At 71.4% G+C, this 23,949-nt stretch carries 21 protein-coding genes; 12 read left to right on the top strand and 9 right to left on the bottom strand.

The genetic code is table 11. The annotated features are described in order from the left end of the window. The first annotated feature begins 76 nt into the window (after nucleotides 1-76). Complete coding sequence (locus tag J2S43_RS17300; protein ID WP_306839817.1) at nucleotides 77-211, top strand: hypothetical protein; 135 nt, start codon at nucleotides 77-79, stop codon at nucleotides 209-211. A 62-nt stretch (nucleotides 212-273) separates the two neighbouring features. Next, nucleotides 274-1,068, top strand: a complete 795-nt coding sequence (locus tag J2S43_RS17295; protein ID WP_306830398.1) for an SAM-dependent methyltransferase — start codon at nucleotides 274-276, stop codon at nucleotides 1,066-1,068. A 239-nt stretch (nucleotides 1,069-1,307) separates the two neighbouring features. Here J2S43_RS17295 and J2S43_RS17290 read toward each other — a convergent pair whose 3' ends face one another. Further along, complete coding sequence (locus J2S43_RS17290; protein ID WP_306830396.1) at nucleotides 1,308-1,691, bottom strand: hypothetical protein; 384 nt, start codon at nucleotides 1,689-1,691, stop codon at nucleotides 1,308-1,310. Continuing rightward, entirely contained in the window at nucleotides 1,688-2,227 is a 540-nt protein-coding gene (locus J2S43_RS17285; RefSeq protein ID WP_306830393.1) for a PadR family transcriptional regulator, read from the bottom strand. Before J2S43_RS17285 ends, J2S43_RS17290 begins: the two co-directional genes overlap by 4 nt. A 480-nt stretch (nucleotides 2,228-2,707) precedes the next feature. On the opposite strand from J2S43_RS17285, the gene J2S43_RS17280 reads away from it, so the two are divergent. From J2S43_RS17280 to J2S43_RS17250, 7 genes are all read left to right on the top strand, one after another. Beyond that, nucleotides 2,708-3,292, top strand: coding sequence for a lysophospholipid acyltransferase family protein (locus tag J2S43_RS17280; RefSeq protein WP_306830391.1), 585 nt, complete (start codon nucleotides 2,708-2,710; stop codon nucleotides 3,290-3,292). Between the two features lie 223 nt (nucleotides 3,293-3,515). Further along, nucleotides 3,516-3,947 (top strand): DUF4259 domain-containing protein, encoded by a 432-nt coding sequence (locus tag J2S43_RS17275; protein WP_306830390.1) that lies wholly within the window; start codon nucleotides 3,516-3,518, stop codon nucleotides 3,945-3,947. Nucleotides 3,948-4,062: 115 nt separating this feature from the next. Next, nucleotides 4,063-4,506, top strand: coding sequence for a hypothetical protein (locus J2S43_RS17270; RefSeq protein WP_306830388.1), 444 nt, complete (start codon nucleotides 4,063-4,065; stop codon nucleotides 4,504-4,506). Nucleotides 4,507-5,134: 628 nt separating this feature from the next. Further along, the gene (locus J2S43_RS17265) at nucleotides 5,135-5,641 is read left to right on the top strand and encodes a GbsR/MarR family transcriptional regulator (RefSeq protein ID WP_306830386.1); all 507 of its coding nucleotides are present in this window, start codon (nucleotides 5,135-5,137) and stop codon (nucleotides 5,639-5,641) included. A 17-nt stretch (nucleotides 5,642-5,658) separates the two neighbouring features. After that, the gene (locus tag J2S43_RS17260; protein WP_306830384.1) at nucleotides 5,659-6,456 is read left to right on the top strand and encodes an alpha/beta fold hydrolase; all 798 of its coding nucleotides are present in this window, start codon (nucleotides 5,659-5,661) and stop codon (nucleotides 6,454-6,456) included. A gap of 624 nt (nucleotides 6,457-7,080) precedes the next feature. Further along, nucleotides 7,081-8,067 (top strand): glycoside hydrolase family 16 protein, encoded by a 987-nt coding sequence (locus J2S43_RS17255; protein WP_306830382.1) that lies wholly within the window; start codon nucleotides 7,081-7,083, stop codon nucleotides 8,065-8,067. A gap of 320 nt (nucleotides 8,068-8,387) precedes the next feature. Continuing rightward, nucleotides 8,388-9,230: a PHP domain-containing protein gene (locus tag J2S43_RS17250; protein WP_306830380.1), complete on the top strand. Its 843-nt coding sequence runs from the start codon at nucleotides 8,388-8,390 to the stop codon at nucleotides 9,228-9,230. A 516-nt stretch (nucleotides 9,231-9,746) separates the two neighbouring features. Here the strand turns inward: J2S43_RS17250 and J2S43_RS17245 are convergent. The 4 genes from J2S43_RS17245 to J2S43_RS17225 form a co-directional block, all read right to left on the bottom strand. Beyond that, nucleotides 9,747-10,421 (bottom strand): DUF6461 domain-containing protein, encoded by a 675-nt coding sequence (locus J2S43_RS17245; protein WP_306830378.1) that lies wholly within the window; start codon nucleotides 10,419-10,421, stop codon nucleotides 9,747-9,749. Between the two features lie 158 nt (nucleotides 10,422-10,579). Beyond that, nucleotides 10,580-10,984: a cyclic-phosphate processing receiver domain-containing protein gene (locus J2S43_RS17235; RefSeq protein ID WP_306830376.1), complete on the bottom strand. Its 405-nt coding sequence runs from the start codon at nucleotides 10,982-10,984 to the stop codon at nucleotides 10,580-10,582. 306 nt (nucleotides 10,985-11,290) lie between these two features. Continuing rightward, entirely contained in the window at nucleotides 11,291-13,336 is a 2,046-nt protein-coding gene (locus J2S43_RS17230) for a 2Fe-2S iron-sulfur cluster-binding protein (RefSeq protein ID WP_306830374.1), read from the bottom strand. Nucleotides 13,337-13,371: 35 nt separating this feature from the next. Next, on the bottom strand, nucleotides 13,372-13,551 hold the full coding sequence (locus tag J2S43_RS17225) for a hypothetical protein (protein ID WP_306830373.1): 180 nt from the start codon (nucleotides 13,549-13,551) through the stop codon (nucleotides 13,372-13,374). Nucleotides 13,552-13,638: 87 nt separating this feature from the next. On the opposite strand from J2S43_RS17225, the gene J2S43_RS17220 reads away from it, so the two are divergent. Beyond that, the gene (locus J2S43_RS17220; RefSeq protein ID WP_306830371.1) at nucleotides 13,639-14,268 is read left to right on the top strand and encodes a TetR/AcrR family transcriptional regulator; all 630 of its coding nucleotides are present in this window, start codon (nucleotides 13,639-13,641) and stop codon (nucleotides 14,266-14,268) included. On the opposite strand, the gene J2S43_RS17215 is transcribed toward J2S43_RS17220, so the two are convergent. Both J2S43_RS17215 and J2S43_RS17210 read right to left on the bottom strand, forming a co-directional pair. Next, entirely contained in the window at nucleotides 14,260-15,138 is an 879-nt protein-coding gene (locus J2S43_RS17215) for a diacylglycerol kinase catalytic domain-containing protein (RefSeq protein ID WP_306830369.1), read from the bottom strand. The genes J2S43_RS17220 and J2S43_RS17215 overlap by 9 nt on opposite strands. A 31-nt stretch (nucleotides 15,139-15,169) precedes the next feature. Further along, nucleotides 15,170-16,192 (bottom strand): SPFH domain-containing protein, encoded by a 1,023-nt coding sequence (locus tag J2S43_RS17210; protein WP_306830366.1) that lies wholly within the window; start codon nucleotides 16,190-16,192, stop codon nucleotides 15,170-15,172. Between the two features lie 45 nt (nucleotides 16,193-16,237). Here J2S43_RS17210 and J2S43_RS17205 point away from each other — a divergent pair, with 45 nt between their 5' ends. Both J2S43_RS17205 and J2S43_RS17200 read left to right on the top strand, forming a co-directional pair. After that, a complete protein-coding gene (locus J2S43_RS17205) occupies nucleotides 16,238-16,954 on the top strand; it encodes an NUDIX hydrolase (RefSeq protein WP_306830364.1) in 717 nt (238 codons plus the stop codon). Between the two features lie 10 nt (nucleotides 16,955-16,964). After that, nucleotides 16,965-17,969, top strand: coding sequence for a serine hydrolase domain-containing protein (locus J2S43_RS17200; protein WP_306830362.1), 1,005 nt, complete (start codon nucleotides 16,965-16,967; stop codon nucleotides 17,967-17,969). On the opposite strand, the gene J2S43_RS17195 is transcribed toward J2S43_RS17200, so the two are convergent. Then, nucleotides 17,954-23,830 carry a beta strand repeat-containing protein gene (locus tag J2S43_RS17195; RefSeq protein ID WP_306830360.1) on the bottom strand — a complete coding sequence of 1,959 codons (5,877 nt, stop codon included), beginning with the start codon at nucleotides 23,828-23,830 and terminating at the stop codon, nucleotides 17,954-17,956. The genes J2S43_RS17200 and J2S43_RS17195 overlap by 16 nt on opposite strands. Nucleotides 23,831-23,949: the final 119 nt, after the last annotated feature.

Below are 23,949 nucleotides of genomic sequence, written 5' to 3'. Positions count from 1 at the left end.
TCGCCGAGCGCCTCCAGCAGGCGTTCGCGGGCGCGGTCCAGGCGTGCCCGACAGCCGTGCGCGAAGATCGCGACGAGTGAGGCGTCCAGGGTGCCCGATCCGCGGCGGCCACTGCCCGACCGGCGCGATGGCCGGCGCACCACCACGCGGCGCCTGGTTCCCGGCCGCGTTCGCCCAGCTGGTCCGCAACGCGTACCCGCCGATTGTCTGAAGGTTCTTGATCTGTCGCACCCGGGTTGCGTGACCTCCCCTCCGGCGCGCGAGAATGCAGTCATGACCGAGGATCTGCGATCTACATTGGACACGTCCGTCCCGCACTCGGCGCGGATCTGGAACTACTGGCTCGGCGGCAAGGACAACTTCGAGGTCGACCGCGCCGCCGGCGACGAGGTGATCGCCCACATCCCCGACATTCCCATCGGGGCGAAGTCCGAGCGCGCGTTCCTCAAGCGCGTGGTCAGCTTCCTCGTCGCCGAGGCCGGCATCCGCCAGTTCCTCGACGTCGGCACCGGCCTCCCGTCGGCGGACAACACCCACGAGATCGCGCAGTCCCTCGACCCGCGCAGCCGGGTGCTCTACATCGACAACGACCCGCTGGTCATGGCACACGCACGCGCGCTGCTGTCCAGCACGCCGGAAGGCGCCTGCGACTACGTCGAGGCCGACCTGCGCGAGCCGGAGACGATCCTCGCCGCCGCCCGCCAGACGCTCGACTTCTCCCAGCCCATCGGCCTGATGCTCCTCGGCGTCGTCAACCACCTCATGGACGACGACGTCGCCTACGGTGCGGTCGCCACGCTGGTGCAGGCCATGCCCGCCGGCAGTTACCTGGTCCTCAGCCACTCCACCGCCGAGATCCACGGCGAGCCGATGCTGCGCGTCATGCGCGAGACCACCGAGCGTGGCGGCACCCCGATCCGCGCCCGGACCAGGGCGGAGCTCGAACGCTTCTTCGACGGCCTGGACCTGCTGGACCCCGGCGTCGTGACCTGCTCCCGCTGGCGCCCCGCCCCGGACTCCACCGAGCCGGAGGTCTACCTCTTCGGCGGCGTCGCCCGGATCGGCTGAGCGCCACGGCGTCGCCCGGATCGGCTGAGCGCCACCGCGACGCCGATCGGCACGAGGGCACCTCGTTCAGCCCGTGAAAGAGGTGCCCGGCGCACTCATGCCGAATCGAGTGCATGTCTCTCCGAAGCAGAGCGGCGCCGACCACCGCTGCCTCGAACCCGCGCTCATGCCGAACGGGGTGCGCCAGATCGTGGCCGGGGGTCGCTGGTCGTTCGCCACAAACCGTCTTCCGGCCCGGTTCAGGGCGCCGGAGCGCGGGCCGCGAGGAAACACAGCACCGCGAGCGTGGCCGCGAACGGTCCCCACAGGTACCGCTCCCAGCCGCTCGGCGACGCCAGGTTCATGACCGTGCCGAGTACCAGCAGGCTCGCCACGATCCAGGTGCCCCACTGAGCCACGGTCAATGGCAGCAGCCACGTCAGGTAACCGGCCCGGCGCAGCAGCACCAGCCCTGCGAGGAGCCAGACCGCCGCGGCGACCAGGCTCGCTGCCCGCAGCTGCTGCGGCAACGTTCCGGTGTGGCCGCCGCCCCACGCGGCTCGGCCCAGCGGTGCTCCAGCCGCGAGCGCGACCTGGAACAGTACGATGATTCCGAATCCGATCGCTGCCAGCCGCGCCGTCATGCCTGCTCCATCTCGTCGAGCATCGCCAGGCAGGTGTCGGCCCACCCGATCGCCGCCTCGGCACTGTGCCGGCCGGCCAGGATCGTCATGCGGATGTACGGACTGTTCGGCTCGTCCTCGGCGTCGTTGTCCGCCAGCAGCCGGTCGAACCCGGCCAGCCGGTCGACCGCCTCGGCTCGAGCACCGGTGATGAGCTCACGGCATGCGGCCGAGCCGAGGGTGCGGCCGAAGAAGAGTCGCAGCAGCAGCCCGTTGCGCGGTGGCACCTCGCGGACGGGCTCGTTGAGCAGCTCGCGGAGCCGCTGCAGGCCGGTTTCCGTGACGGTGAACGCCGAGCCACCGGCGCGCGCGGCGCCTGCGCGCGCGACGAGACCCTCCTGTTCCAACGCCTTCAATGTCGGATAGATCTGGCCGAAGCTTTCGCTCCAGAAGTGCCCGAGCACCTCGCCGATCGCCTCCCGCACCGCATAGCCCGACATCGGCTGGATGCTGAGTGCACCCAGTACCGCCATGTCGGTCTGGCTCGACCGCGCCATCGCGAACCTCCCTTATATCTGCCAGATATATTGCGTCACGGAAGCGTGGCAGTCAAGCAGGCGAGGGCGGCCGTCCGGCGCGGTTGGACTACGCGGTGCGGCGTCATGCCGCCGCACCGCCATCGCCGTCATGGCCGCCACCGCAGTCCCGCCGGGTGCACTCATACTCGACGCAGGCCGCCGCACACGGCATTACCGTTGCGGCGGCCGACGCACATCGCCGGCGGCCGCCCGGACGCGCCGTCGCCTGAGGCGGCGGGTCCAGCCCGATCGCCCGAGCCGGTGCAGGCTGCGGCGCCGGCCGCCCTCGACACCCTCCGCACAGCGCACGGCCGTCGCGGTGCCGGTGGCCGCGCCACCCGTACGGACACCGCCGGTGCGTCGATGTCCATTCGATGGGAGAGTGGAGCCATGACGCGCGAACGTTCTGCCGCTGAGACCGACGACGCCGGACGGATCCCAGCCGTCTACCGAGCGGTCATGGCGGCGGCAGGACCGATCGTCCGCTGGTGGGGCCGCCTTGAGGTGGTCGGCTTACACCACCTCCCGACGCACGGCGCGACGATCGTCACAGCCAACCACGACAGCGCCTGGGACCCCGTCGTCATCGCCGTCGCCGCCCGCCGGCGCCGGCACATCCAGGCCCTCGCCAAGGCATCACTCTGGAAGAATCCGCTGCTCCGCCGCGTCCTCGACGGGATGGGACAGATCCCCGTCCGGCGCGGCCACGCCGACACCGACGCACTGGACTCCGCGGTGCAGTGCCTGTCCGACGGCGGCTGCCTCGGCATCTTCCCGGAGGGCACCCGCTCACAGGGCCGGCAGCTACGTGCCCGCAGCGGCGCCGGACGCCTCGCCCAGCGCGTCCCGGAGGCCCGCATCGTCTGCGCGGCGGTCTCCGGGACCGTGGACCTGGCCCGTTTCCCGCGACGCCCCCGGCTCAAGGTCACGTTCTTCGAGCCCACACCGTCCTCACCGTCGGAGTCCGCGCTGGAGTTGTCCGTGAGGCTGACCGCCGAACTCCGCACCGTCGCGCCGGTCCCGGCGGCGACACGACCCCGGTAGCCGTTCACCGTCGCGCACGCACGCCGGCGAGCGCGCACCCGATCATGGGCAAGCGAGGCGGGTGATCGCCGAGGCCGGTACCCGCATCGTGAACCGGTCGCCATATCAGGTCGTTCGCCGGCTGACGGTCCGGGCGGCGTCGGGTGCACATCCCACCCTTTGTTGATCCACAAGCGGTTAAGCTCGCAGCGAGCCCGTATCGGCCGGCAGCGGGAGAATGAGCATGGGTACGTGGGACGTCGGGCCGTTCGACAACGACACCGCGGCGGACTGGTGCGGTGATCTGAACGAGGCCGCCCCGGAACGGCGCGCAGCGCTCATCCGTGCGGTGCTGAGCCGCGTCGCCGCGCACGGCGACGGGTTCCTCGACAGCCGCGACGCGGAGCAGGCCATCGCCGCCGCGGCCATCGTCGCATCTCGGCTGCCAGGCGGGGCGGCGATCGACACCCCCTACGCCCCCGGCTTCCTGCTGGAGGGCGGCCCGGTGGAGGTGGCCGACGACGTTCCCGCGATCGCGGTACGCGCCTTGGAGCGAATCGTCGGAGACGACTCGGAGTGGCGCGAACTGTGGGCGGAGGCCGAAGGGTCGTATCCGCAGGCGCTCGCCTCGGTAAAGGCCATCCGCGACACCCTCCAGCAGGCGATCAGCGGCTGAGTCGATCGCCCGCCCGCCGAGCCGCCTACGAGCTGGAAGCAACATCCGCTTCTGCCGCATGCGCGATGCTGGATGAGCGGATGTCCGCCGGTGATGCTCCGCGTACGATTCGCCGGTGATCGACGGAGACCGGACGCTTCCGGCCGTGCTTGAACAGGCCCACCGGTACTGGTTGGCGGAGTTTCAGCACTGGCACGACTTCGAACCGGACGACATGTCGGGCGTGACGGTACCGGCGGGCTGGCCCGGGTTCTGGATCAGGCAGCCGGATGCCGGGGTCGAGGACCAACCGATCGTGTTTCTCGGCTCCGAGGGCGAGATAGCCGTCATCGCGCAGAATCTGGGCGACTACCTCTGGCTCCTGGCAGGCGGCGTCGGACCGCTGGAACCGATCCACGGCTCGGAAGGGGATCCCAAACCCATCCCCATCCTCATCACGCTCGCTCAGCAGTACACCGGAATCGCGGAAAGGCCCGTTGAGGCGGTGCTGGCCACGGCCCGCACCCGGGTGCCTGAGCTGACCGCGTTCATCGAGTCGGTCTGCCGGTATGCCGACTGAGGCACCGGTCCGGCCGCCTTCGTCCCCACGCTGATATACGCCGCCAACTTCAAGGTCAGACGCACTTTCATGCCGCAGGAAAGGCGGGGCCCGCGTCCAAGGCAGATGGGTTGCGCGGACACGCCGGTCGGCATAAGACCTGGCCCGGACCGGTGGCGGAGCCGGGTTACTACGGCGATCAGGATCGACGGCCTGGTGCGCAAGGCGGTCTGGCAGCGCGTGGGCACCGGCGTGCCGCCCCACCGGGGCTCAAGTCCCCCTCGGACACTAGCTTGGGCATCGATGCTCCTTACTCGCATTCGGTGTTCAAGTGCGCTTGAACACCGAATTTTGCTGCCGGCGTCAGGTCTCCTCGCAGATGGGAGCCGAACTACAAGCCTGTAACCCCGGCCGGAACTGGCTGTGGCCCGACGGGGCCGCCACAGTAGCGGCAGCTCTCGGCATCAGCGTCCGTCAGGTGCTCGGTCGATACCGAGCGCAGAACATCGCGGCATGAGCGGACATCTGATGGGTCAGCCAGCTCAAGGCGCTGCATCCTCATGATTTCAAGAGACACATGGGGCCAAGGCAAGCATGTCTGAGATGACACAGATCTGTGTTATCTCAGACAGTTGTGTATGCTGCGGTTGTGCCTACCGACGCTGAGATCACGTTCGCCGACCATGCAGGCCGGTTTTATGCCCGCCGCTTCGGGATGGCGCCCATGGTCGGCCGGTTGATCGGATACCTGTCGGTGTGCGACCCGCGGGAGCAGACCATCGGCGAGCTTGCCGAGGCACTGCTGGCGAGCCGCAGCGCGATCGCCGGCGCCGTCAACCAGCTCGAGATCCTCGGGTTGATCAGGCGCACCCGCGCCGCCGGAGAGCGGGCCGACCGGGTTCGGGCCGACCTGTCGTCGTCGCGCGCGCTGGGGTTCGATACGACCGAACAGCAGGAAGCCGCCTCGTTGGCCCGTGAGGGTTTGGCGCTGCTCGCCGACGCCCGGGTGGAGCGGCGGGCCGTTCTGCTGGAGTGGGCGGCCTTCGCCGAGTTCCTTGTCGAACGGATGCCGCAGCTGGAGCAGGAATGGATCGCCCGGCGTGCGGCGATGGTCGCTGCCGGCGAGCTTCCCGGCCCATCGGCACACACCACGTGACACCGAAGGAGAAGGCGATGGCACGCGCACGATCCACTTGGGCGGGCACGGTCCCGGTCGACGACACCGCACTGCACGTCCGCGACAGTGGCGGCGACAGCCTGCCGATCGTCTACCTCAACGGCGCCTACGCCGACATGTCGCACTGGCGGCGCGTCATCGGCGAGCTCGGCGACGACTTTCGCCACATCGCCTTCGACGAACGGGCCCGCGGCAGGTCGAAGCGCTCGGCTGACTACACTTTCGAAGCCTGCCTGCGCGACATCGACGCGGTCCTGGACGCCAGGGATGTGGGCCAGCCTGTGCTCCTGGCGGGCTGGTCCTACGGCGGCATCCTGTCGTGGCATTTCACTGATCGCCGCCCCGAAAGGGTTGTCGGCGTGGTGACCGTCGACGCCTTCCCCGTCGGGGTGACCGGCGAAGAAGGCCGTCAGGACATCCGCAAGCTGTTTCACAAGATGAGGTTCCTCCTCCCCTTCGGCGCGCTGCTGGGCATGGGCGCACGCATGAGCGCCGACCAACACGCCGACGTCAACATCGAGCTCAACGAGATCTCCGCAGCCAGCACACCGGTCCTGCAACGCCTGACACGCCCGGTCAGATTCGTCATGGCGACCGGTGACAGCCTCGGCAGCACGGACGGCCAGATGGATGAAGGGCGAGCCAGCCTCGATCCGATCCTCGCCATCAACCCCAACCTGACGGTGGCGGCGAAAGTCCCCAGCAACCACACCAGGATCCTGCGAGAAGACTCGCCCACCGTCGCTCAGGTCATCCGCGAACTCGCAGCCCACACACGACAGGCAACCGACTGACTCGCACGATGTGAAATCGACCTGGGACAGCCGGCGCGGCAGCCTGGACAGCGACACGACCGGATGCGCGCTCATCGGCATGACCGGAAGCCACCCGGCTGAAACGTGGAGATACGAAGCGTGACGACAGTTGCGGCTCGACCAACATGTTCGCGGGCGGCCTACGTGATCGAGTCGTCGCTGTCTCAGGTGTAATGCCGGTCCCGGCTGCCGGTGAGGGGGTCCGTTCCGGCCGGTGGTCAGACCGCTGATCTCGCGTGGTCGAGGTAAACCCGGCTGTCTGCCCTCGGGGCACGGTCGGACGGGCCGACTCGTATCGGCAACGGCCCTGGCAGCTCACGCCTACCCGCGGCCGGTCATTCTGTGCCGGTGGTGGCGTCTGCGCCGCCACCCGCACAATCCCGAGTAATCGCAAGCTGTCTCTCGAGTCACCTGTTAACCGGCAATGTACCGGCAACACGGCGTTCATCAGCCATTGACATTGATTGAGCTGTATGGTTAGCGTGAGAGCGCTCTCGCGCATTGATGTCTCGCATTGCTTGTCCAGGAAGAGCACTCTCGGTTGCCCCGGGTCGGGAGTGTCCGTCGTCCACTCGCCGTGCCCGGCCGCGGGTCGCCCCGGGCATGGCGTCGATCCGTAACCCCCGACGGAAAGACGAGGCTCCCGACATGAAGATCAGGAATGCAGGTTTCGCGGATCGAGCGCTGTCACGCGGCCGGCGCCTCATGGTCCTCCTCACCGCGGCCGTCACTGCACTGGCCGGCAGCGTGGTCATTCAGCAGCAGCCCGCACACGCCGCGTGGAACCTCGTGTGGGCCGACGAGTTCAACGGGTCCGGCGCGCCCAGCAGCGCCAACTGGAACTACAACGTCGGCAACGGCCTCAACCCCGGCCTCAATGCTTTCGACGGCTGGGGCAACGGCGAGTGGGAGTGGTACCGCCCCGAGAACTGCACGCAGTCCGGCGGCAACCTCTTGATGCGCGCCAACTGGCTCACGACGCCCATCACGGTCAACGGCCGCAACTTCTACCAGACGTCGTGCCGCATGACGACGGACACGAAGAGGTCCTTCCAGTACGGCCGCATCGAGGCGCGCATGGCGCTCCCGACCGCCACCGGCTCGTGGCCGGCTTTCTGGATGCTCGGTGACGCGTGCGACGAGACGTCCACGAGCGCCTATAACCCGGCGCAGACCTACTACGACCGCCTGCCCACCAACTGGGCCAGTTGCGGCGAGGTCGACATCATGGAACACGCGAACGCGAACGCCACCGTGACGAACAACATCTTCTGGGATCTCCGGACCGGCGTGTTCCCGTGGACAGCGGGTCAGAACGCCAACTACGCCGCGAACCCCGCCGTCAACAACGCCGCGGCCTTCCACGTCTATGCGATCGAGTGGACATCCGCGCAGATCCGCTGGTACATCGACGGCGTGCAAACGCACGTCATCGACACGACACCGGCGACCTTGGAGGAGTTCCGCAAGCCGTTCCACGTCATCTTCAACCTGGCGCTGGGCGGAACGTACCCCGGACAGAACCCCGTGCAGAGCCAGTTCCCGCTCACCGCATCGATCGACTACGTGCGCTACTACCAGGACAGATGAGGCACGACGCCGCCTTACACGGGCGGACCCGCGACGCAGATCAACGGGCCGGGCGGCAAGTGGGACGTGGGACTGTAACGGTTTGGCGTCCCGCCCAACCAGCACGTCCACGACCTTGCGGGTCTCGCAGTCAATCAGCACGGTGCCGTAGTTCTGGCCGCGCTTGATCGCGAAGTCATCGACGCCGAGCACCGTGATGTCACCGACGGGCGGTCGGGCAACGCCCGGACCAGCCGAAGGAGCCGATCGCGGCCGGTCGGCATACCCCGTGGGCGCACCCACCCCGCGGCGCCCCGACCATGATCGCTACCCTGGGTCACGTGATTTTGCCGGCGGACGGTCACGTACACACCGAATTCTCCTGGGATGCTCCTGAGGGCTCCATGGAACGGACCTGCGCCCGCGCGGTGCAGCTCGGTCTTCCGGCCGTCGCGTTCACCGAGCACGTCGACTACTCCCGGTGGACGGTCGACGAGGTGGTCCTGGAGCGCTCACCGCTGCGGCGTGAGCTGACCGGCCCCGACGGCGTGCTGGTCCCGCCCGAGTTGGACCAGGAGCGCTATCTCGCCTCGGTCCAGCGGTGCCGGGAGCTGTTCCCGTCGCTGCGCGTCATCAGCGGTGTCGAGCTGGGCGAACCGCACTGGAACGCCGTGCCGGTCGCGAAGCTGCTCGGGACCGGCCACTACGAACGGGTGCTCGGCTCACTGCACGCGCTGCCCGTCGGCGGCCAGCTCGTCGAGGCGAACGCGCTCTACCGGCAGCGTCCGGCCGCGGAGGTGATGCGGCTCTACCTGTCGGAGATCGCCGAGCTGATCGCACGTACGGATGCTTTCGCGGTCCTCGCCCACCTCGATTACGCGATCCGTGGCTGGCCCGCCGAGGCCGGGCCCTTCGACCTGCACGCCTTCGAGGACGAGTTCCGGCATGCGTTGCACACCCTCGCCGCCACGGACCGGACGCTGGAGGTCAACACCCGCATCCCGCTGGCCTCGGAGATCGTCCGCTGGTGGCGCGACGAGGGCGGCAAGGTGGTCACCTTCGGCAGCGACGCCCACGTCCCGGACGCCGTCGGCACCGGCCTGTCCGCAGCTGTCGACATGGTCGAGGCGCACGGTTTCCGGCCGGGCCGTCATCCGTACGACCGGTGGACCCTCCCGGGGTGACCGTCACAGCGGTCTACTCTCATGGCCGACAGTGCGCGTCGCCCCGTTAAGGCGGCCTTCACTGGGAGAGCATGACGAGCTGCGAGGCGACCCGCTGTGAAGCGGCTTGCTACTGCCAGGGCGTGAGCTGGCTGTCAGTTGGGCGGGGAGATCGTCCGGACGTGCCCGATGCCTGCCTGGTTGAGGCAGTCAAGTGCTAGGCCGTGTTTAAGAAGTGGGTTCATAGCCACCTGTTGATCCGGCCGTCAACGAACGAGCGGAGATCGTCTACAAGAACGATCGCCGTCGGCTTGCGATCAGTCATCGCACGATGATGCACGGTCCTCCACGACGTCTCGATCAGATATGCGGATCTGCCGCTGAGCGTGCGCGCCCGTCGCCGAGAGCGGTCACCCGGCGTGATCGCCCCCTGGCCCGTTGCGGGCGCGCGCTCGTGCCGATTTGGATGTGCTGATTCGCAGCCTATGATCGGCGTGCGCGGACCCGACACCGCCGTGAGTGTCGCCATCCGCGCGGTCAGCGTGACTGGCCCGAGGACGGTCGCCCGCGGTTGATGACGGGCTCTCCCGTAGCGGTGAAGGTAGCGAGGAGGCGACCCCGGCCGTGCTGAACCGGGGAGACCGGCGCCGTGACGTCGGCCGGAGTGTAGGTGCTGATTGTCGTCAGTAGTGGCCCGTCTAGAACGTCACGAGGGACGGCACCTCCCACGTGTTCGCTGATCGCGTGCAGAGCGGCGACGAGCCCGGATGTTTCGGGGTGGTCGCGCAGCACCCGCTTGACTGTAGCTAGTAGCACGGTGGGCTCGTTGCCGCGGTTTACGGACGCACTGCGTGGCTCGAACTCTTCTGTCTGCTGGCCGTCGACCACGCGGCGGGCGATGTTCATGCCGTCCCCGCCCTTGACGACCTGTACCACGTCCGAGCCCGCCGACAGCCGCTGAAACAGCGCCGGCTGGAATCCGATCGGTGCGCGGTCTTCGTAGCAGAATGCCCAACCGGGGATGGTGCCGCAGCGCAGGAGGGAGCCGGGCAGGGAGAGCGGGAAGACTCGGTCGGCTTCTTCGGCGGTGAGCAGTTCCAGGGGCCCGCCACCGAGCAGCTCGGCGACGGTGGCGGGATCCTGGTGCCGTACGAAGGTGAGACAGAAGCCGGGGTAGTAACTTTGCGCCGCCCATGCCCATCCGAGGTCCATGGAGGAAGCGTATCGAGCAGGCGGCGTAGGGGTCAGGGGTGAAGTTCCACCTGGCCGGGCTGCTGACCAAACTCGGCGCCCGGAACCGGGTCGAACTCGCGTTGTGGGCCTACCAGACCCGCCGGGTCACCTGACCGCCGGTCCCGCCACCGGCGGCGTTATGCTCGACGCGATTCGATCTCCGCGCAGGGCGCGATCCCGTCTGTGGCGGGGAAGGACCCGACTTCCGCGCATCCCGTGGCGGCCCGGACGTGGTAACCCCAGTGGCGGAGAACCTGCGCCATCTTCGCGGCGCCGACCGGATTCGCCGAGTGGATGACGATGACGCCGATGTCGAAGGGCCGCCCCTCGAAGGCGGCGTGCTCCAGGACCTCCACGACCGGCCAGACGGTGTCGTCCCCACCCAGATCATGATCGAGCCACAGCTCGTCCACCCGCTCGGTGCGGTAACGACCGAGCAGCTCGACCCCCGACGAGCTGGTGCGCGCCACCTCCGCTGCACGGCCGTCAACGAACGACCGAAGGTCGTCAACCAGAATGATCCTCGGACCGGCAGCCGTCATCAGACCAGAGTGCCCGGCGAGCCCACCTCGCCACCACCGGATATCCAGGCCGAGCTTGGGGTACGGCCGGGTTCACCTCGTGTGGTGTGGCCGGAGTATCAACGAGCGTGTCCATTCCGACTGTCTCTCCACCACGAGCGACACCTGGGCTCCGGGGGCGGGTGGTGAGCCCTCGTATTCGACGGTCGCGAAACAGTCGCCGAACCTGACGGTGTACTCCCGGTTGCCCGTGAACAGGTGCTCGACCGTAGCGTCGAGGACGGAACCTGCGGGCCAGCGCCGGGTGATCGCCGCCCATTCGCGAGGTCAGGCCGGCGTGATGTCCAGCGTCACCGGGGTGAGTGGGCAGCTCAGGCAGGCCAGAACGTACCCGGGGCGGGTGAGGTTGTTGGGGTCGGAGGTGGTGACCTCGCCGGCGCGGAGGCGGACCAGGCAGTCGCCGCAGTTGCCGATCGTGCAGGAGTAGGGCATCGGCAGTCCGGCGGCGAGGCCCGCGTCGAGCAGGGTCTGGCCGGGTTCGACCACGACCGTGCCGATGGAGTCGACGGTCATCTCCTGTGGCGTGGTCGTCGTGGCGGCGGCGTCCGTGCCGCTGCTGTAGCGCTCCTGGTGTACCTGCTGCGGTGGCACCCCGAGCCCGGTGAGGACACTGTGGACGGTGTCCATCAGCGCGTCCGGCCCGCACACGAAGTAGTGAGTGTCCGGTGAAACGGTCAAACCCGAGATCCAGCGGTGTACGCCGTGCGCGTCGAGCCGTCCGTCGCGGCGGGTCAGGACGTGCGTGACCGACAGCTGTCCCGATTCGGCGCGCCGGTTCAGCTCGTCACCGAAGATGATCTCGTCTTCGGTGCGGTTGCTGTAGAGCAGCGAGACCCGGCCACCGTACGCGCGGATCATGCTCATCATCGGAGTGACGCCACTGCCCGCCGCGATCAGCACGAGGTCACCCGGCGAGCCCGGCGGCTCCGGTAGATGAAACGTTCCGGACGGGCCGAGCACCGCGATCGTGTCCCCGGCCCGGAGCCCGCGGTGGACGTGGCCGGAGAACCGGCCGCCGTCGACGTGCTTGATCGTCACCTCCAGCCGGGACGAGCCGGGCGCCGACGACGCCGAGTAGGCCCGCCGGATCGGGTGCCCGCCGACGTCGGCGACGAGCGTGAAGTACTGGCCGGGGCGGAAGTCGAACCGGCCGCCGTCGGTGTCCTCCAGCACGAGCGTGACCGCGCTCAGCGTCTCCCGGCGGACCTCGGCGATCCGCACCGTCCGAAGCGGATCCGCGACCGGCGCGCCGGCGGCCGTGACCAGCGCGCTGGTGGCCGTGACCGGCCCGGTCGTGACGTCCTCGTAGCCCTCCTTGAGCAGCCCGGACCGGTAGGCGCGGTTCATCACCGGCCGCAGCAGCCGGCCGATGCCCGGGATCGCGCTGACGGCCCGCAGCAGGAACCCGCCCTTCGCCGTGTTCGCCGCGAGGTGCCGGCTGGCCAGCACTATCAGGTTCGGCGCGGTGTCCAGGCCGAGGTGCGTACCCGGGCTCCAGATCCGGGCGCGGGCGACCGCGTCGTTGCCGCGTACCTCCGCGTGCTCGACGTCGATCAGCAGCGCCGCGTGCGGGGCCTGGCCGCGCAGCGCCATGGTCGAAAGCAGCGCCGGATCGTCGGTGATCGTGCCGCGGCCGGTCACGTGCAGCACGCCGCTGCGGCCCGGCACGAGCGCGGCGAACGCGAGCCGGTCGTCGCGCAGCAGGTTGTGCAGCGTGTCCGCGCGCTTGTTGCCCCGGCGGTCCGGGATGGCCAGCGTGCGCCCGTCCAGGATCCGCGCCACCGCTTCCCGGTCCCCGCGCGGACTCGTGTCGCTCCCGCCGTCACCGTCCCACGTGGACAGCGCCAGGAACGGTGCTGCGGCGAGGAAGCCGGCCACGCCGGGCCCGTGCAGCGGACCCTCGCCCGAAATCGGCGCGGCCGGTGCGGCCGGCACCGGCGGCTGCCACAGCCGGGAGCGGAGGACGGCCTGCGCACAGTGGACGTACGCCTCCGTGACGCGCACGGCGCGGCCGGCCATCACGCCGTTGAGGCGCAGAACCTCGCCGACGCCCGGAAGCAGGAAGAAGAGCGACACCGGGCCGGCGGGTACGTCCGGGGCGGCGAACGACAGCCGCGTGGGGGAGTGCACGCGGGCGAATCCGGGCGTACCCCCGACGAATGTGGTTCTGCTGACGCCGTCGGCGTCGCGGTAGCCGAACGCCGCGATCGGGCTCCGGGCCAGGATCGTCCGGCAGCCCTCGTCGAGCGCGCTGATCTGTTTGAGCATGATGACCGCCGGGGGCCGGCCGACGACCGACTCGACCTCATCCACGGTGGACAGTAGACGGTAGTGCACGAGTGTCCCTCTCAGCCGGGTGCGGACCGGCCCAGACGCCAGTAGCCGAAGAACGAGGTGTCCTGCTTGGGTACGCCCACGCCCGGGCCGCCGAGCGTGACGCTCGCGAAGCTCGGCGAGAGGAACTCCCGGCGGCGCACCCCCAGCGTGATGATCGTGCGGGTCCCGGGCGGGTAGACCTTCGGTATCATGTCTTGTTTTCCCAGCTCACCCCACTATTGTGAACAATAGCTCAGGTCTCTGGCTACTCGCTTTTGCCGCCTCGGAAGGACACCCGGATGCCGCCGCCCGCCCGCCGTCTCCAGCCACGTCGCGAGCCCCGGCAGGTGCGCGCGGAGCTGACCCGCGAGCGCATCCTGACCGCGGCTGCTCACGTTTTCAGCGAGTACGGGTACGCCGCCGGCACCACGAACCGGATCGCCGACCGTGCCCGGATCTCGATCGGCTCGCTGTACCAGTATTTCCCGAACAAGGACGCGATCCTCGCCCAGCTGCTGGTCCGGCACATCGACCGCGGCACCTGGACCCAGGCCGGCCAGGTCGACCTGTCACCGGGCAGCCTGCGCGCGATGGTGCGTGCGATGGTCCGCGACGCGATCGACAACCACAGCGACGATCCGCAGCTGCTGCGCATCATGATCGAGCAGGCGCCGGTCTCGCCGGACCTGCTCGACGCGATCGACCGGCACGGCGAGACCCGCACCGCCCAGATCCGCGACCTGCTCGTCCGCCATCCGGACGTGCACGTCGAGAACCTGGACACCGCGGCCGACCTGATCCTGTTCACCATCGAGATGAACACGCACAAGCTGATGGCCGACCCGCGCACCACCTCGGTCGAGCCGTTCGAGACCGAGCTGGTCGACATGATCACCCGCTATCTCCAGGGGGACCGGCGGTCAGAGTAACCGCAGGTGGCGGGCGGCGACCGTGATCGTGATGCGCTGCCCCCAGGTGAGCTGGAGGGCGTCGGACTCCAGGCCGTCGGCGAACGCGACCAGGCGCTCGGACTCGGAGGCGACCTCCAGGTGCCCGCCGGGGCGCAGCAGGCCGGCGGACTCGCTGACGCCGGTGGCCGGGGAGGGCCAGGCCTCCCGCACGTACCAGCACAGGTGCGCCTCGTCCGGGCCGGGCATCGGCGGTGCGGTGGCGCGCTCGCGGGCGATCGAGGCGCACCAGCCGGTCGCGCCGGTGCCGGTGCCGACGATGACGCCGGACGAGGACTGGCGTTCGCGGCGACCGTCCGGTGTGGTCAGCACGTAGCGGGCGGACTGGTGGCCGGAGTGTCCGATGTAGATCTCGTTGAGGCCGTGGAGTTCCTGGCCGTCGTCGAGGCGGGCGGTCACCATGGTGCGGCGGGAGCCGCCGTCGCGATCGCGCAGCAGCGCGGGGACCGCGGCGGCGGTGTGCCGGACCAGGACGCCGGCGTTGCGGCCGGGTTCCGGGTCGACGCCGATGACGGGCTGGCCGTCCAGGTACTTCGCGACGTTCGCGACCAGGCCGTCCTGCCCGACCGCGACCACGACGTCCTCCGGGGCGAACAGGAAGCGCGGGAGGTCGGCGCGTTCGACGTGGCCGCGGCGCCAGTCGGCGGGGATGGCGGCGCTGACCGCGGTGAGCGCGGCGGTCAGCGCGTCGTGCCGGGCGGTCACGTCGTCGAGCGTGCGGCCGCGTTCGCGGAGGAAGAACGCGGCCGCGCCGCGGGTGCCGTGCCGGGCGAGCAGCTCATCGAGCTCACTGCGCCGCGACACGACCACCACACGCGGATTCAGGCTCACGGCGAGAAACCCTTCACGACGCGGGTACGGCTCACGAGAGCCGCCCGAGCACCTTGCTGAGCAGGTCGGGCGTCACGGTCAGCTCGTTGATCGCGGGCAGCTGGCCGGCCAGCTCCTTGACCGCGAGCGCCTGCAGCACGCCCGGGGGCAGGTCTCGGTAGGCGGCCAGGCGCGCCGCCTCCGCCTCCGCCTCGGCCAGGCCGACGAGCCGGGTGCCGGCCGCGCGCGCCTCGTCCCGTACCCGCGCGGCATCCGCTTCCGCGGTCGCGGATCGCCGCAGGCGGTCTGCCTGGGCCGCGCTGGCCACGTCGTCGCGTTCGGCTTCCAGTTCCGCCTCCCGGCGGGTGTTCGCGCCGCGCTGCTCGACCAGCTGCTGTTCCCGGCGGGCCAGCTCGATCCTGCTCTGCAGCTCGTTCTCCGCGATCGACTGCTCCTGCTGCACCGCGTGCGCGCGGCGGGCGTAGGTGGCCCGGTCCGCGTCCTGCTGCACCTGCTCGCGGGTCGGGGTCTGCAGCGCGCGTTCCATCTCCGGCTCCGGGCGCAGCGCCACCACGCGCGCGCTGACCACGGACACGCCGGTCTCGGTCAGGCGCGGGTCGTCGGCGAGCGCGTCCGCGACCGCGGTGCGGATGGTGGCGATGCCGGTGGTCAGCGCGGTGGCGAGCGGCATCCGGGCGAGCAGGTCGAGCGCGGGCTGCTGGGCCAGCTCGGCGAGCATGCCGGCGACCTGGTCGAGCGGCTGCCCGCGCCAGACCCCCTTGTACGGGTCGATGGAGAAGTCCAGGCGTTCCGCCGCGCGCAGCGGGTCGCTGACCCGGTAGGTGACGGTGGCCTGCACGGTCACGTCCGCGAAGTCCTCGGTGCGGGCGTGGAAGAGCAGCGGCAGCTCGCGGTCGTCGACCGGCACCTCGGACAGGGCGGCGGTGAGCGGCCGGTACCAGAACGACAGCCCGGTGCCGGTCCGCCGGACCCGGCCGCGCACGGTGTGGCTGACCCAGCTCGTCGGCGCGGACCGCAGGTGCCGCAGGTGGAAGCGGCGTGTCACGTCGGCCATGGTGCGTACCCTCCCGATGTTTTTTCGTCATCCTGACGATAAAGGATGCGAGCTATTATCGTCAACGTGACGATTACGGTCGACCTGGTGCTGCTCACCATCCGCGGCGGCCAGCTGCAGGTGCTGCTGATCCGGCGCGGCATCCCGCCGTTCGAGGGCGCGTGGGCGCTGCCCGGCGGGTTCGTGCTGGACGACGAGGACCTGGACGACGCGGCCGCCCGCGAGCTGCGCGAGGAGACCGGGCTGGAACCGCGGCATCTCGAACAGCTCGCCACCTACGGCACGCCGGGCCGGGACCCGCGCGGACGCGTGGTCACGGTCGCCTACCTGGCACTGCTGCCGGACCTGCCGTCCCCGGTCGCGGGCAGCGACGCGGCCGGCGCGGCGTGGCGGCCCTACGACGACGTGGCCGCCGGCGGTCTCGCGTTCGACCACGACCGGATCCTGCGCGACGGCATCGAACGCGCCCGGTCCAAACTGGAGTACACGCCGCTCGCCGCCGCGTTCTGCCCGCCGGAGTTCACGATCGCGGAGCTGCGCGGCGTGTACGAGACGGTCTGGCGCACCCGCATCGACGCCCGGAACTTCCACCGCAAGGTGACCGGCGCGGACGGCTTCGTCGAGGCCACCGGCGGCACCGCCATCCGCGACCGGGGCCGCCCGGCCGCGCTGTTCCGCCGCGGCCCGGCCACGCTGCTGCACCCGCCGCTGATGCGGCCCGCCGTCGGAAATCCGCTAGCCGGTGCGGACGACATCCGATAGACCATCAGCCATGGAATGGCAGCGGCGCCTGACGGCGATCCTGGACGACGAGGCCGGAGCCGGCCGGTTCAGCGGCACGGTCCTGGTCACCCGGCGCGACGAGACGCTGTTCTCCGCCGCCTACGGGCTGGCCGACCGGGAGCGGGGGACACCGGTCACGATGGACACCCGGTTCGCGATCGGCTCGGTCACCAAGGTGCTGACCGCCACCGCGATCGTGCGGCTGATCCAGGACGGCCGGCTGTCCGCGACCGACCCGGCCGGCCGTTGGCTGCCCGGCTATCCGAACGCGGAGCTGGCCGAGACGGTCACCGTGCACCACCTGCTCACCCACACCGGCGGCACGCTCGACATCTTCGTCGAGGGGCACTGGGACCGCCGCGACCAGCTGCGCACCCCGGACGACCACATCGCGTTCCTCGGCCACCGCGCCCCGTCGTTCGCGCCCGGCCGCTGGTTCGACTACAGCAACTACGGCTACGTGCTGCTCGGCGCGATCATCGAACGGGCCGGCGGTCCCGGCTACCTCGACGACGCCGTCCTCCGCCCGGCCGGCATGACCCGCTCCGGCAACGGCCTGGACGCGCCGGACGACCTGGCCGTCGGCTACACCGGCGAGGAACGCGCGCCGAACACGGACTTCCGGTTCCTGCTGGGCAATCCGGCCGGCGGCGCCTACGCCACCGCGGGCGACCTGCACCGGTTCGCGCGGGCGATCCTGCGTCACGAGCTGCTGGACGCCGTGCACACCGAGCTGCTGACCACCGGCAAGGTGAACATGGGCTTTCACGGACGGCAGGCGTACGGGTTCGCCGAGCACACCGTCCACGGCATCCGGACCATCGGCCACGGCGGCGGATTCCCGGGCGCGAACGCCGAGCTGACCATCCACCCGGAATCGGAGCACGTCATCGTGGTGCTGGCCAATGTGGACCCGACCGTCGCCTCCGACATCGCCCGTTTCGTCGACTTCTCGCTACCGGCCGCGGACCTGCTTCCCTACGGCATCCGGTAGCGGCGGCCGATCCGGGTCACGGCGGCACCGGTCAGCAGCAGCAGCAGGCCGGCGGCGACCAGCACGCCGATCCGGTCGCCGGTGACCGGCAGTGGAGGGGTGCCGCTGACCGGCAGCGGGACGTACCGGCGTGCGGCGCTCATCACCGAGACCTGGGTGACGTCGGAGGTGGCGCCGGAACGTGGGTCCCGTCCGCCGCACTCGTACGTGCCGTACGGCAACCGGCTCAGCGCGAAGCTCCCGGACCCGCCGGCGCCGACGGCCATCAGCACGTCGTCGGTGGTGCGCAGGGTGTCGTCGAGGCCGGCCCAGCGGCAGGTCACGTCCGCGCCGCCGATCGGGGCGCCGGTGGCGCTGTCGTAGATGGTGCCGTTGACCGCGCCGCGACCGATCCCGGCGAACTCGGCGACGGCGGTGCCCGACTCGCGGGTGCGGACGGTGACGGTCCAGTCCGCGAGGCCGTCGCTGTCCGAGGTGTACGCGAAGCCGGCGGCGTCGACGACCGCGGTCACCCGGTGGTCACCGGCGGGCAGATCGTCGAACCGGTAGCCGCCGTCCGGGCCGGTGGTGACGGACCGGACGCCGGTGGTGGTGGCCGGCGCGAGCGCGGCGTCGACCGGCGGTGCCGCGCTGAGCCGGACGGGGACGCCGGGCAGCGGCCACTCGCCGGCGTCCCGGTCGCCGTCCTGGTTGCGGTCGAACCAGATCACGCCGGTCACCGTGCCGACGCCGACGGCCGGTGGGACGTCGACCGGTGCGGGCACCGCGCTCGGTGACGTGCTCGGCGCGGCACTCAGGCTCGGCGACGCGGACGCGGGAGCGGACGGAGACGCAGACACGGACGGAGACGCAGACACGGACGGGGACGCAGACACGGACGGAGACACAGACGGAGACGGAGACGGAAGGGCGGACGGAGACGGAGGCGCGGGCGTGGCCGGAGGCGCGGAGGGAGACGGAGACGCCGGCGCGGATGCGGGTACGGACACGTCCGGTGACGGCACCGTCGTCGGAACGGGCGGGGTGGGCGTTGCCGACGGCAATGGCACCGTCACGCCCACCTGCTGGTTCCCCTGCGTCCCCGGGGCCGGCGGCACACCCGTCACCGTCCCGGTCGCGGCCCACGAGCCGCTTCCCACGTCACTCGCGGTGACCCCGCGCACCCCGGAGCACGTCGTGCCCGCCCCCGGCAGCAGCGTGGTCAGGGCGCAGGACAGCCCGCCACCCCGGTTCAGCGCGACCGCCACCTGGCCCATGGTCACGTTGCCCTCGTTGGTGACCGTGTACGTCACGCGCACCGCATCCACGGGCTCCGGCACCCCGGCCGCCGTCACCGTGAGCCGGGCGTCCTGGGCCAGCACCACCACGACCTCGTCGTCGTCCGTGACGGCGCTGCCCGCGTCCGGCGTGCCGGTCACGGTCAGCCGGGTCCGCGCCTCGCCCGCGTCGATCTGCGCCTGCGTGAACGTGCGCACCGCCGTGCACCGCATCCCGGCACCGACCGCCAGCACCGTCCCCGGGCAGCTGACCGCGCCCGCGTCGTCGGCGACCGCGGTGACGCCGCGCAGCACCTGATCGCCGCTGTTGGTCACGGTCCACGCCCGGGTGCCGCCGCCACCGGCTCTCGGCACCGCCGGCCCGGTCACCGCCTCGGCCGTGACGGTGATGCCCGGCGCGGCCGCCGGCACCGCGACGTCCAGCGTCGCCGTGGCCGTGACGGCCCGCCCCGACAGCCGATCGGTGATCCGGTACTCGAACGCGTCGGGGCCGGTGAACCCGGTCTCCGGCGTGTACGTGAACGTGCCGTTCCCGCCGTCCACGTCCCCGTGGTCCGGGCTGGTCAGCGCGGTCAGCACACAACCCGGGTAGTTCGGGGGCGGTACGGGTGTCACGGCCCCGGCCCGCCCGGCAGGGACCGTGATCGTCGCCGGGGCCGGTGCGACCAGGATCCGCACCGTGCTCGACACCGTGTGCGCGCCGCCCGAGGCGGTGTACCCGAACGTCGCCACGCCCGCGAAGCCCGCCGGTGGCTGCCAGCCGACCGTACCGCCCTGGAACGACGCCGTACCGGCCGACGCGGGGCCGGCCGCCGTCACCTGGCAGCCCGGGCAGTGATCGTTGGCCAGCACGTCCAGGCCGGTGACGGACGTTCCGGGCGCGGCGGTCGCCGAGTCCGGCCGGGCGTCGCCGACCTCGACCGTGAGCGTCGCCGTGGTGCTCAGCGTGGTCACCGGGTCCGTCGCGGTGTAGGTGACCGTCGCGACGCCGGTCCACCCGGCGGCCGGCGTGACCGTGACCGTGCCACCCGCGGTGTGCGCCGTGATCTGCCCGGCCGTGACCGACGCGGTGACCGAGCAGCCCGTGCAGGCGTCGCCGGCCAGCACGTCCGCGCCGACCGGCACGCCGACGCGGGTCGCCGCGGTGTCGTCCCGGCCCTGCGGCGCGACGGTCACGGTGACGACGGCGGACGCGTACGCGCCGGTGCTCGCGTCCGTCGCGGTGTACCGGTAGGTGTCCACGCCGCTGAATCCGGGCGCGGCCGTGTACACGGTCCGGCCGTGCACGTCGACGGTCGCCGTGCCGTACCCCGGATCGCCGGTGATCGTGATCGTGCATCCGGTGCAGCCGTCGTTGGCGAGCACGGTCGTGGTCACGGGTGCCGCCCCGGTCGTGCTCGCGCTGTCCGGTTGCACGGCCGGTGCCGCGACCACGTGCACCGTGACGGTCCCGGTGGCGGTGCTGCCGTCGGCGTCCGTGATGCGGTAGCCGAACGTGACCGTGCCCGGGCCGCCCGGGGTGTAGGTGAGCACGTCGCCGTCGACGGCCGCGGGTGCCCCGGTGACCGTGATCGTGCAGCCGGAGCAGAGGTCGTTGGCGAGTGGCAGCACCTCCGCGGGTGTTCCGGCGATGGCGGTGACGACGTCGTCGACGGCCTGCGGCGTGACGGTCACGGCCGCGACCGCGGTCGTGGTGGCCGCGCCCTGGGTGAGCGTGTACGGTACCCGGGCCCGCCCGGTGAACCCGGCCATCGGTGTGAAGACGACCGCGCCGCCGCTGATGGCGGCTGTCCCGGACGACGGGGCGGTCGCGGCGGTGAGCACGCAGCCGGTGCACGGGTCGTTCGCGCGCACGTCGATGGTGACCGCCTGCCCGGGCGCGGTGGTGGCGGTGTCGTCGACCGCGCCGCGGACGGTCAGCGTGATGGTGCCGTCCGACGCGACCGGCCCGGAGACCGAGCTGGTGATCCGGTAGGTGGCGGTGAACGTGCCGATGGCGGCGCCCGGGGTGTAGTCGTAGGTGCCGTCCGCGCGCAGCGTCAGCGTGCCGGCGGACGGGCCGGTCAGCAGCGTCCGGGTGCAGGTGCCGGGACAGGCGTCGTTGGCGGACGTGTCGCCGGTGACGACGTCGCCGAGCAGGACGGACGCGGTGTCGTCGATGGCGCGCGGCCCGGCCGTGACCGTGACGGTGCCGGTGACGCGCAGGCCGGTGAGCGGGTCCCGGACCTGGTAGGTGTAGGAGTCGACGCCGGCGTGCCCGGCGGCCGGCCGGTAGGTGGACGCGCCGGTGGCGGCGTCGACCGTGACCGTGCCGTGCGCGGGCGCGGTCCCGGGCGCGTAGACGCAGCGCCCGCACGACCCGCCCGCGGGCAGCGCGGTGGTGACCTCGGTGCCGTACGTGGTCTGCCGGGTTACCGGCGGCGGCGCGATCAGGACGGTGACCGGGGTGGTGACACCGCCGCTGTTGCCGGTGACACCGTAGGAGAACGTGTCCAGGCCCCAGACGCCCGCGCCCGGCGTGTAGCTGACGACGCTGCCGCCGCCGGTCGGGTAGGCGACCGTGCCGAGCGTGGGTGCGCTGCCCGACTGCGGCCGGCAGGCGTTGCTGCAACCCGGGTCGTTGGCCTGCAGCGGGAGCGGGTTGATCGCGGTCTGGTACGCGGTGGTGGCGTAGTCCGGCGCGAGGTCGGCGACGTTGATCGTGACCTCGCCTTCGGTGGTGCGCCCGGCCGAGTCGGTGGCGCGGTAGGTGAACGTGACGGTGCCGGTGGCGTTCGAGGCCGGCACGTAGGTGAACGTCCCGTCGCCGGACATGGTCACCGTGCCGCTCGGCGCGCCGTTCAGGCGCGGGCCGGTGACCAGCGTCGCGCTGACCGTGCAGCCGGTGCAGGCGTCGTTGGCCAGCACGCCGGTGCCCGCGGCGAGCGTGGTGTTCTTGCCGGTGCTGTAGAGGTCGGCGGCGGCGGCCGGGCTGACGGTCACGGTGATGTTCGCGCTGCCGGTGCTGTGCCCGTCCGTGGCCGTGTAGGTGAACGTGACCGTGCCGGACGCGCCGGCCGCGGGGTTGTAGGTGACCGTTCCGTCGGCGCCGAGCACGGCCGCGCCGCTCGCCGGGGTGCCGAGCGCGGTGATCCGCAACGGCAGCCCGGACGGTGCGGTGACGCCGTCCAGCGGGGTCACGGTGACCGGGGTCCCGGCGGTCGTGGACGCGGACGCGGGCGGCAGGCTCAGCGCGGCGCCGTCGAGCACGGTCACGTCGGCGGTGGCGGGCGCGGATGTGGTCACGTCGGCGCTGCGGTCCAGCACGACGTCGCCGAAGTGCGCCACCGCCGCGTTGGTCCGCGTCCCGGAGGCCGGCCCGAGCCGCAGCGTGTACGACAGCGTGGTGCTGCCGCCGGCCGGCACGCCGATCGGTCCCTGCACGGTCAGCGTGCGCCCGTCGACGTCCGGCTCCGCGGCCGTGCGGCCGGCGATCCGCAGCGTGCCGGGCTCGTAGGCGGCGTCGGCGGGCAGTGTGTCGGAGACCCGGTCGGCCAGGCCGGCGGTGTCCGCGGTGTTGGTCAGCGTGAGCGCGTACGAGACGAGACCGCCACCGGCCGGCAGCAGCGCCCCGGACGGGGAGGTGACCTCCTTGGCGAGCGTGACCGGCGCGGTCGCGGAGACCGCGGGCAGCGCGCCGAGCGCCGTACCCCCGACGTCGGTGTGTTTGACCTGGGTGCCGCTGGCGATGTACTGGATCGGTTTGAGCGGCGCGGCGGAATTGCTGGGCCCGGTCGCGCGGAACACGTATCGGGCGGTGTACGGGCGGGCGGGCCCGCTGGCGCCGGTGAGGTAGAGCCGGTCGGCGTAGGTGACCGGCGGCGCGGTGCCGTCCGGGGAGATCTGGAGTTCGGTGCGTTCCAGCCGCCAGGCCCCGGCCGGGAAGCCGGCCAGTGCGTTCGGCGTGTAGGCCAGCACGCCGGGGTCGTTCGGCGGGCCCGCGCCGAGCGTGCCGGTGTTGCCCTGCACGGTCACCGTGACGACGTCGCCGATCCGCGCGGTGGCCGCGGGCGTGGACGCGGTGACGCTCTGCACCTTGTTCGCCAGCGCCTTGATCGTGTCGGCCACGTCCGCGTAGGTGAACGTGCGAGTGCACAGCGGCGCCCCGGACGAGGGCTCGCCGTCGTACACCGTGATCGTGTGGCTCTGCGGGACCGTGGTCGTGCCGGTCGCGGTCAGCAGCAGGTAACGCGCCGCACTGCCGCCGCCGGGCAGGTCGGGGAGCGCGGCCCGGTCCGGCTGACCGGCGGCGAGGCCGACCACGCCGCCGGTGAACCCGCCCAGGTGCAGCCAGAGGCGCGACCGCGCGGACGCGCCCGCCTCGACCCGGTAGCCGGCGTAGGCGGACATCAGCCGGGCGGTGCTGGCCGAGTCGACGTAGAGGTGCGGGTTGTGCAGCGCCACCACCGCGGGTGTGCCGCCGTCACCGCATCGGGGCAGCACGGACGCGGCCGCCGGCGAGGCCGGTCCCGCGGCCGGGGCCACCAGTGGCACGAGTGACAAGGTCAGCGCGATGGCGGTGACGCGGCGTGCCGAGCGTGGCATGCGGGGCTCCCGGTGAACGGCGACGGCTCTGTCGACGCCCCGATCGACTCGCGCGGCGGCGAGCTGAGGACTTCGCTATACCTCGGGATAGAGGCCGGTTTCCGCTTTCCGGCCGACGG

The organism is Catenuloplanes nepalensis, from assembly GCF_030811575.1.
Lineage (GTDB): Bacteria > Actinomycetota > Actinomycetes > Mycobacteriales > Micromonosporaceae > Catenuloplanes > Catenuloplanes nepalensis.
Note: the sequence above shows the minus strand (reverse complement) of the source record. Positions and strands in the feature narration are given on the sequence as shown.

Coding starts and splice junctions, on each gene's coding strand:
- J2S43_RS17295 (WP_306830398.1), top strand. CDS start 274: ATGACCGAGGATCTGCGATCTACATTGGACACGTCCGTCCCGCACTCG.
- J2S43_RS17290 (WP_306830396.1), bottom strand. CDS start 1,691: ATGACGGCGCGGCTGGCAGCGATCGGATTCGGAATCATCGTACTGTTC.
- J2S43_RS17285 (WP_306830393.1), bottom strand. CDS start 2,227: ATGGCGCGGTCGAGCCAGACCGACATGGCGGTACTGGGTGCACTCAGC.
- J2S43_RS17280 (WP_306830391.1), top strand. CDS start 2,708: ATGGCGGCGGCAGGACCGATCGTCCGCTGGTGGGGCCGCCTTGAGGTG.
- J2S43_RS17275 (WP_306830390.1), top strand. CDS start 3,516: ATGGGTACGTGGGACGTCGGGCCGTTCGACAACGACACCGCGGCGGAC.
- J2S43_RS17260 (WP_306830384.1), top strand. CDS start 5,659: ATGGCACGCGCACGATCCACTTGGGCGGGCACGGTCCCGGTCGACGAC.
- J2S43_RS17255 (WP_306830382.1), top strand. CDS start 7,081: ATGGCGTCGATCCGTAACCCCCGACGGAAAGACGAGGCTCCCGACATG.
- J2S43_RS17245 (WP_306830378.1), bottom strand. CDS start 10,421: ATGGACCTCGGATGGGCATGGGCGGCGCAAAGTTACTACCCCGGCTTC.
- J2S43_RS17235 (WP_306830376.1), bottom strand. CDS start 10,984: ATGACGGCTGCCGGTCCGAGGATCATTCTGGTTGACGACCTTCGGTCG.
- J2S43_RS17225 (WP_306830373.1), bottom strand. CDS start 13,551: ATGATACCGAAGGTCTACCCGCCCGGGACCCGCACGATCATCACGCTG.
- J2S43_RS17220 (WP_306830371.1), top strand. CDS start 13,639: ATGCCGCCGCCCGCCCGCCGTCTCCAGCCACGTCGCGAGCCCCGGCAG.
- J2S43_RS17210 (WP_306830366.1), bottom strand. CDS start 16,192: ATGGCCGACGTGACACGCCGCTTCCACCTGCGGCACCTGCGGTCCGCG.
- J2S43_RS17205 (WP_306830364.1), top strand. CDS start 16,238: ATGCGAGCTATTATCGTCAACGTGACGATTACGGTCGACCTGGTGCTG.
- J2S43_RS17200 (WP_306830362.1), top strand. CDS start 16,965: ATGGAATGGCAGCGGCGCCTGACGGCGATCCTGGACGACGAGGCCGGA.
- J2S43_RS17195 (WP_306830360.1), bottom strand. CDS start 23,830: ATGCCACGCTCGGCACGCCGCGTCACCGCCATCGCGCTGACCTTGTCA.